This window comes from Acinetobacter baretiae, assembly GCF_015627105.1.
GTDB lineage: Bacteria > Pseudomonadota > Gammaproteobacteria > Pseudomonadales > Moraxellaceae > Acinetobacter > Acinetobacter baretiae.
In genome coordinates, this window is sequence record NZ_VTDM01000050.1 from 1 (window position 1) to 6,750 (window position 6,750).

General features: G+C 30.6%; 8 protein-coding genes and 1 pseudogene. 2 read left to right on the plus strand and 7 right to left on the minus strand.

Annotated elements, in window-relative coordinates; genetic code table 11:
- A pseudogene (locus I2F17_RS12145) lies at positions 1-107 on the minus strand (IS982 family transposase); the annotation flags it as partial.
- 145 nt (positions 108-252) lie between these two features.
- Between I2F17_RS12145 and I2F17_RS12150 the strand changes: the two are divergent.
- On the plus strand, positions 253-852 hold the full coding sequence (locus I2F17_RS12150; protein ID WP_211140120.1) for a hypothetical protein: 600 nt from the start codon (positions 253-255) through the stop codon (positions 850-852).
- The gene (locus I2F17_RS12155) at positions 843-2,066 is read left to right on the plus strand and encodes a tetratricopeptide repeat protein (protein WP_211140121.1); all 1,224 of its coding nucleotides are present in this window, start codon (positions 843-845) and stop codon (positions 2,064-2,066) included. The genes I2F17_RS12150 and I2F17_RS12155 overlap by 10 nt, the downstream gene beginning before the upstream one ends.
- Before the next feature lie 732 nt (positions 2,067-2,798).
- Here the strand turns inward: I2F17_RS12155 and I2F17_RS12160 are convergent.
- The 6 genes from I2F17_RS12160 to I2F17_RS12710 all read right to left on the minus strand — a co-directional run.
- A complete protein-coding gene (locus I2F17_RS12160; protein ID WP_196424052.1) occupies positions 2,799-3,110 on the minus strand; it encodes a hypothetical protein in 312 nt (103 codons plus the stop codon).
- 131 nt (positions 3,111-3,241) lie between these two features.
- Entirely contained in the window at positions 3,242-3,484 is a 243-nt protein-coding gene (locus I2F17_RS12165) for a hypothetical protein (RefSeq protein ID WP_196424051.1), read from the minus strand.
- A gap of 453 nt (positions 3,485-3,937) precedes the next feature.
- Positions 3,938-4,114: a hypothetical protein gene (locus I2F17_RS12175; protein WP_211140123.1), complete on the minus strand. Its 177-nt coding sequence runs from the start codon at positions 4,112-4,114 to the stop codon at positions 3,938-3,940.
- A gap of 568 nt (positions 4,115-4,682) precedes the next feature.
- Complete coding sequence (gene ggt / locus I2F17_RS12180) at positions 4,683-5,960, minus strand: gamma-glutamyltransferase (RefSeq protein ID WP_268920054.1); 1,278 nt, start codon at positions 5,958-5,960, stop codon at positions 4,683-4,685.
- A 23-nt stretch (positions 5,961-5,983) separates the two neighbouring features.
- Positions 5,984-6,421, minus strand: coding sequence for a gamma-glutamyltransferase (locus tag I2F17_RS12675; RefSeq protein ID WP_211140124.1), 438 nt, complete (start codon positions 6,419-6,421; stop codon positions 5,984-5,986).
- A gap of 147 nt (positions 6,422-6,568) precedes the next feature.
- The coding region (locus I2F17_RS12710; protein WP_211139443.1) for a transposase at positions 6,569-6,750 on the minus strand (182 nt) is incomplete at its 5' end.

The following is a 6,750-nucleotide window of genomic DNA, read 5'->3' on the forward strand; positions in this document are numbered from 1 at the left end:
CGTATTCGTTTGAAGTATTGATTCTGTTTTAGAAATTTCAAATAAGTGGATTCAAATTTTATAAAAAAATCATCAATGGTACAGAATAAAGCAGTAATATCAGTCATGAGGATTAGAGTGGTAAGTCGTGTCTAGTAACTCAACTTATGGCTCTAATCCTTGGCTTTTTCAAATAAATCCTTAAACAGGATTCGGGTTATATTATATTTTGTTAAACATTTCACTATAATTATTAATTTTGATATTTTTATTATGAAAAATGATGTATTAACACATTTCTTAAAGGGGTCGTCCTTAAAAATATTTTTAACTGTACTTGTATTCTTATATGCGATAACTGTATGTATAAAAATATATAGTGCCCCACAAAATTTTAATATAGATATTCATCTCAGCCTATATGAACAAAGATCTATGGCGATAAAAGTAACATCGATTGATTCAGGTTCAAGCTATGACTGTGGAACAGATATTATTAGTGGAGATTTAGAAGAGAATTTAAGTCATATTCCAATAAAAACATCGTTTAATTGTACTGCTCCAAATAAAACATCAAAAAATAATGCTTTCAAACTTGAATATACTCAATGGCCTGATGCATGGGAGATTGATAAAAGTCTAATCAAAGAAATTCCTAAAGACCAATGGAAAGAAGTAATAATAAAGCAAACAGATATTCAAGAGCAGTCAACGAATCAATTCATGGGAACCCATGCATTTTTTAGCCTTGATTTTAGTACTACACTTAGCGTAGAGATGATATTACAACCTAATTATATCCATACAATTAAAAATATTAGTTATTTTTATAATTCTCAAACAACATGGAGAGGATTAGGCCAATGGAAATGAGTAAAGTTTTTAAAGCCAGTTTAATCATTAGCTTACTGAGCTTCACATTTTCAAAAAGTGTTTTAGCTTCTAATATTAAACAAACAGATCCTGAAAATTGTTCATGCACTAATGATTTTTTTCAGCCCACTCAAACAGACTATTTAAATGCGATTGAAAGTACGACAGATTTAAACAATATAAATAATCAGATTATTTATGCCGAAATATTACATAAATACTGGCGGAACACGCATAATAAATATGAGAGTAAAGCACTTTTTGATCAAGCAAAAAATAAAGGTTCTTTATTTGCTGAATATTTAGCAATTGATCTAAATTTGGGCTATCATTCTGATGCCTCTCGTGAAAGTTTAATGGCCTTATCTAAAAAAGGATTCCCTTTAGCAATGTATACACTTGCTAATTATAAACTAGAAGATTTAAAAGAATTTAGAGGCAGAATGATTAACCAAGATGGTTATGACCAGAAAATATTAGACATTGAAAATTTATATCTAAAAGCACTTGATCAAGCTAAAACACCATTTCCTGAATTTTACTATGCACTGGGCGATTTGAATCTATATTATAAAAATAAAAAAGATAGAAGTAAAAATGTCTTACTGGCAAAAGATTGGTATTTAAAATCATCTCAACTTGGATACCCATATGCATACATTAGACTTGGTGTTATGTATCATGCAGGTCTTGGTGTAAAACAAAGCGATTATGAGGCTGCTATTTTGTATAGAAAAGCATTGAGTATGGGTATTCATGATTACGGTGATGCTTCTATAAATTTAAATATAATTAAAAATACTAACCCTCAGGTTAAAAACCTATTAGGAGAGGATGAAAAGTCACCTTCTGACTATCCACTTCTAAATATCTCAAGCTATACGAGATATCTAGATTTATCTCGTGCAGATACTAAAGCTATTTTTGGTAAGTTTCTTCTTTTGTCCGAAGATAAAGGAAATGGTTATAAATTTATGACACTTGCTTCTCATCAAGGAAGTATTTATGCAGATTATGAACTAGGTAATCAGCTTTATAAAAAATCAGAAAAAGATCAAAATGAGGCCATAGAACTTTTGAAACGAGCATCACAAAATGGATTATCAGAAGCAAGCTTTGATTTATATCAAATATATAGAGTAAAAAAAGATCAAACTCAAGCTGATTTTTTCTATAAGCGATCTTTAAATCAAAAAAATCAGTATGAACATTAATTTAAGAAAATTATTTGAATAATAATATTTTTAAAAATATTAAGATCTATTTTTTGATTCTGTATGTTTATTTTGAAATTTTTAACTCTTTTCTGTACTGTTTTTTATGCAAAGGAATTGGTGGTAAATTGAAAATATGGTCAGGTTATGATTCACTATAGATGGCAGATCATGACTAAAATCTTATCTTTCTATAAAAATCTAAACAAGAAATCACCGTTTACTTGATTGATATGTATATAAGTGACGTCATTTAATTAGAAGCTACGTTTTTACATTGAAAACTTTAAAAAATAATCATTTGTAAAAGTAGATGAGACATAGAATTTGCTAGAAAGATTGATCTGTACATACGTTTTATTCACGCTCAATATGCCCAAAAAATCATGGTCGGTTTTATATGGTTTATTTAATTGTATGGAACTTCACGTATGCTAAAAAATAATCCAATAAGCAAGCCCAATCACGGATAAGCTTTTATTTAAAATCAATATGCTTGTTTTTTTAAGGTGAAATTAGCTTATTTGCAATACAAAATGGTAAAGAAAAATAATGTAATTGAGATAAGAATATATAAAACAGTCGCTTAATCGTATTTCTTATCCGTGATTAGGGTTAAGTACAATTTTTTAAATCAATTAGCGATGTTTATTGTTGGCGTATAAGCATTAAGTACAACTCTAAACAACAATTTAAATCTGCTTGTATAAGCAATTTTCATATATATTAAATTTAGTAAGTAACTGTTATATTTAGTATATTGTTAGGATATACCGTTTTAGTGATAGATGGTAAGTTATCATTATTTCCAGGCATCAAGCCCCCGTTTGATTGTATATCTGAATTATTATTTGCTTTTGTATCTTGATTACAAAGTACATTTACTAAATCTTCTGTAGATGAATTTTTGACGACCGTGGGTTTTGTACTTACAGAGCAACTTGAAATGACTTCTAGGCGTATATCTAATATTCCTGTTGTTCTTGCTGAAGCTATACTTGAGATCATAAGAAAAACAGTGAATAATGCAATAAGCTTATTCATTATATTTCCTTTTAAAACGAGTCGATATATTTACGATTTATAAATGAAACTGAAGTCGTTATTTATCTAAAATGATATCAACGTACGCTGTTGTGCTATCACTCAAATATTATCGTGCTTCAGTGCATTTACTAGTTTGAAATAATGAGTTTCGTTTTGGATGAATGTTTCTTCCAAGCCCATATTTTCCCAGAAGTACAATCTACATGGATTTTTGTTTCCATGTGTGCTTTTTGACATTGAGAAAAGGATGGTTTTTCTTCAGAGAATATAAAGAAAAACTCGCCATTGATGGCTTGTATATAAGTTTCTTGATAATTACTAATAAGTACAGGGTTTGTTGTTAAACTGAGTATTTCTGTTTTAGTAACCATACCAACACCTCACAAATGTTATTTAAAGTACTTAACTAACGTTTTATTATTTATTTTCAACATAGTTAATTAGAAAAAAAATGTATGTAAGCTATAGCTTACACATGATTAAAAAAAGTACAAAAATGTAGCTAATATTTTGATTATTTTTAATTTTTAATTTTTGTAAAAAATAAATGATAATGTAAGCTTTTAATGATTCATTGATATCAATGACATGATCAAACATTTACTATTAGGGCGTGTTGAGAATTAATTACACTTGCACAAAGATAAATCATTGAAGTAAAACTTGTATCTAATTTATCACTACGTAATGCTATTCTTGTGAATTTTTTCAATTTACAAAAGTAATTCTCAATCAAATGACGCCACTTATACATGTGTCGATCGAATAAACGCTGAATTTTTCGATGAGATTTTGGCAAAATGACTATTGCCACACCAAGATCATCAAGTTCTTTTGACCAACCAATCTGCATCAAATGCTTTGTCTGCAAATAAAGCCTTAAAATCAACACTAGTAATGAGTAGTTTAACTTCTGCTAAGTCATGGTAATGCCCAGGTATCAATCTAAATTTAATAAGATTCCCAAGCCCATCTACGAGAGCAAGTATTTTGGTAGTCATCCCACCTCTAGATCGGCCAATTATTTGATGATAGATCTCTCTTTTGAGCCTTGTCCATCTCGATGAATTTTCACAATCGTTCCGTTAATTATTGCATATTCAAAATCAAACTCCCGATTTATAGCCATAGAGATTTTCTTAAATATACTAGCTTTGCCCCAGTAGCGATATCGTTTGAATATCGTATTTCATTTATTAAACTCAGAAAGTAGATCTCGCTATGGGCTTTTTGTTCAAACAATCCATAAAAAAGCTTCTAGAGAAATAATCTATTATTTTTATCAGTACGTCCACGATCACGACTTTTTCCAAAGCAGTGAGGTGCCATAAGCGCTCATTGAGCATCGCTGAGTATATATCTTTCCAAAATCAGACGATAAATATAAAATAAAGTGTTGTCTAATTTTCAATACACCCTAGTTGTCGGTAGTTTTTATACTTTTTGATCATGCAAGCTCAGTCGTTATATTTTTCACGAAAGAGTTAGTTAATGTAATTCGAATCCTGTTTAAACCAATAATTCAGATTATAAATATGTTGGCTTAAACAAGATTGAGCTAATTAGAAATTAATAACCTTTTGTTGCACCATCAGGGCTGCGTGGGTCAGAATATCCATAAAAACCATCAGGTAAAATTTGAATTGTTTGTGTTCGACCCATAGTTGCTTTTTGTTTTATATTATAACCTTGCTGTTTAAGCAGTCTAATTGTATCTGCACTAATTCCTTTTTCTATGTCTAATTCATCAGGTAACCATTGATGATGAATACGAGATGTCGATGCAGATTCTGCCGGATTCATATTATAATCAATACTATTTATAATTGTTTGTAAGACGGTAGTAATAATACGAGAGCCACCAGGACTACCTGTGATTAACCACGGTTGATTGTTTTTGAGTACAATCGTCGGAGACATTGAGGAAAGAGGGCGCTTTTTTCCTTGAATTGCATTGGCACTACCACCTATCAACCCAAAACCATTTGGTACCCCAGGCTTAGATGAAAAGTCATCCATTTCATTATTAAGTAAAATACCTGTTCCTGCTGCTACTATTCCTGAACCGAAATTAAAATTCAGTGTATAAGTAACAGCAACGGCATTTCCATATTGGTCTACAGTAGAATAATGTGTTGTTTGATTACTTTCATATGGTATAGGGTTATTTGGTTTAATCGTATTTGATGGTCGTGCTAAGTTTGGTGAAATAGTTTTAACCAATTCATTTGCATATTTTTTTGAGATTAATCCAGATACTGGCACATTTGTAAAATCAGGATCTCCTAAATATTCCGAACGATCGGCATAAGCTAATTTCATTGCTTCTGCCATATAGTGAATCGATTGAGCACTATTGACCCCGTAACTACCCATTGGATAGTGTTCTAACATATTCAGCATTTCAACAATATGTATACCACCTGAACTTGGAGGAGGCATTGTAATTATTTTATATCCTCGATATTCTCCAACTATTGGAGCACGTTCTATGACTTTATAATTACGTAAATCTTCTGCGGTAATAATTCCATTATGGCGTTGTATTTCGGCTACAATTTTTTGACCAATTTCTCCATTATAAAAAACTTGACTCCCATTTTCTGCGATAAGTTTTAAGGAGTTTGCTAAATCTTTTTGAATTAATAAATCACCTTCTTGTAAAGGAATATTATTTTTTAAAAAAATAGCTTTCGTACTATCCCATTGAGCTAAATTTTCTTGCTCTACTTTGAGCAATTTAGCGAGTGATGAACTGACAGGAATTCCTTTTTGTGCCAATTCAATCGAAGGTTTAATTATTTCAGATAAAGATAAAGTTCCCCATTTTTTTAAAGCATACTCCATACCTGCAACAGTACCGGGAACACCTACAGCCTTATGTGTGTATAAAGATTGATTAGGTATTCATTTCCCTTTTCATCTAAATACATATTACGACTTGCACTTTCAGGAGCCATTTCACGAAAATCAAGTGTAAATTCTTTACCTGTTTTTGCATCATGCATGACCATAAAACCACCACCACCAATATTTCCTGCATTAGGTAAAACAACAGCTAACGCAAAACCTACTGCAACCGCGGCATCTACAGCATTTCCACCTCGTTTTAAAATATCTACACCAACTTGTGTCGCAATTTCTTGTTCTGAAGCAACCATTCCATGCGTTGCATGAATAGGATGGAAAATATCATTTTCGTAATCATATCGTGTGAGTGCTGTATTATTTTTAATATCTAAGGCATAAATAGTCGGAGAAATACCTAAAGCAATTAGACATATACTTAGTTTTAATCTTTTGAACATTATCATCTCTTTTATTGAGTTAATAAAAATTAAGCAACTTATATGCCAATTTATTACTGATAAATTAAAAAACATATCATAAAATTCTTTAAAATATTAAATCTAATAGAATTCTTAGTCTCAATTTTTCATATATAGTCAAACAATCTAATTACTCATACAGAAATGAAAAAACATCTGAAAGAGTCGATCAATACAATCCTCTTGCCATTCTTTTCTCTTTTTCTTAATCCATGCCCAAGTCTTTTCAATAAAATTCAAATCAGGGCTATAAGGCGGTAACCATAAAATCTGATGCCCATAGTGTTCCAATAACTCCTGTATATCCG

Coding starts and splice junctions, on each gene's coding strand:
- I2F17_RS12150 (WP_211140120.1), top strand. CDS start 253: ATGAAAAATGATGTATTAACACATTTCTTAAAGGGGTCGTCCTTAAAA.
- I2F17_RS12155 (WP_211140121.1), top strand. CDS start 843: ATGGAAATGAGTAAAGTTTTTAAAGCCAGTTTAATCATTAGCTTACTG.
- I2F17_RS12160 (WP_196424052.1), bottom strand. CDS start 3,110: ATGAATAAGCTTATTGCATTATTCACTGTTTTTCTTATGATCTCAAGT.
- I2F17_RS12165 (WP_196424051.1), bottom strand. CDS start 3,484: ATGGTTACTAAAACAGAAATACTCAGTTTAACAACAAACCCTGTACTT.
- I2F17_RS12175 (WP_211140123.1), bottom strand. CDS start 4,114: ATGACTACCAAAATACTTGCTCTCGTAGATGGGCTTGGGAATCTTATT.
- ggt (WP_268920054.1), bottom strand. CDS start 5,960: ATGGAGTATGCTTTAAAAAAATGGGGAACTTTATCTTTATCTGAAATA.
- I2F17_RS12675 (WP_211140124.1), bottom strand. CDS start 6,421: ATGTTCAAAAGATTAAAACTAAGTATATGTCTAATTGCTTTAGGTATT.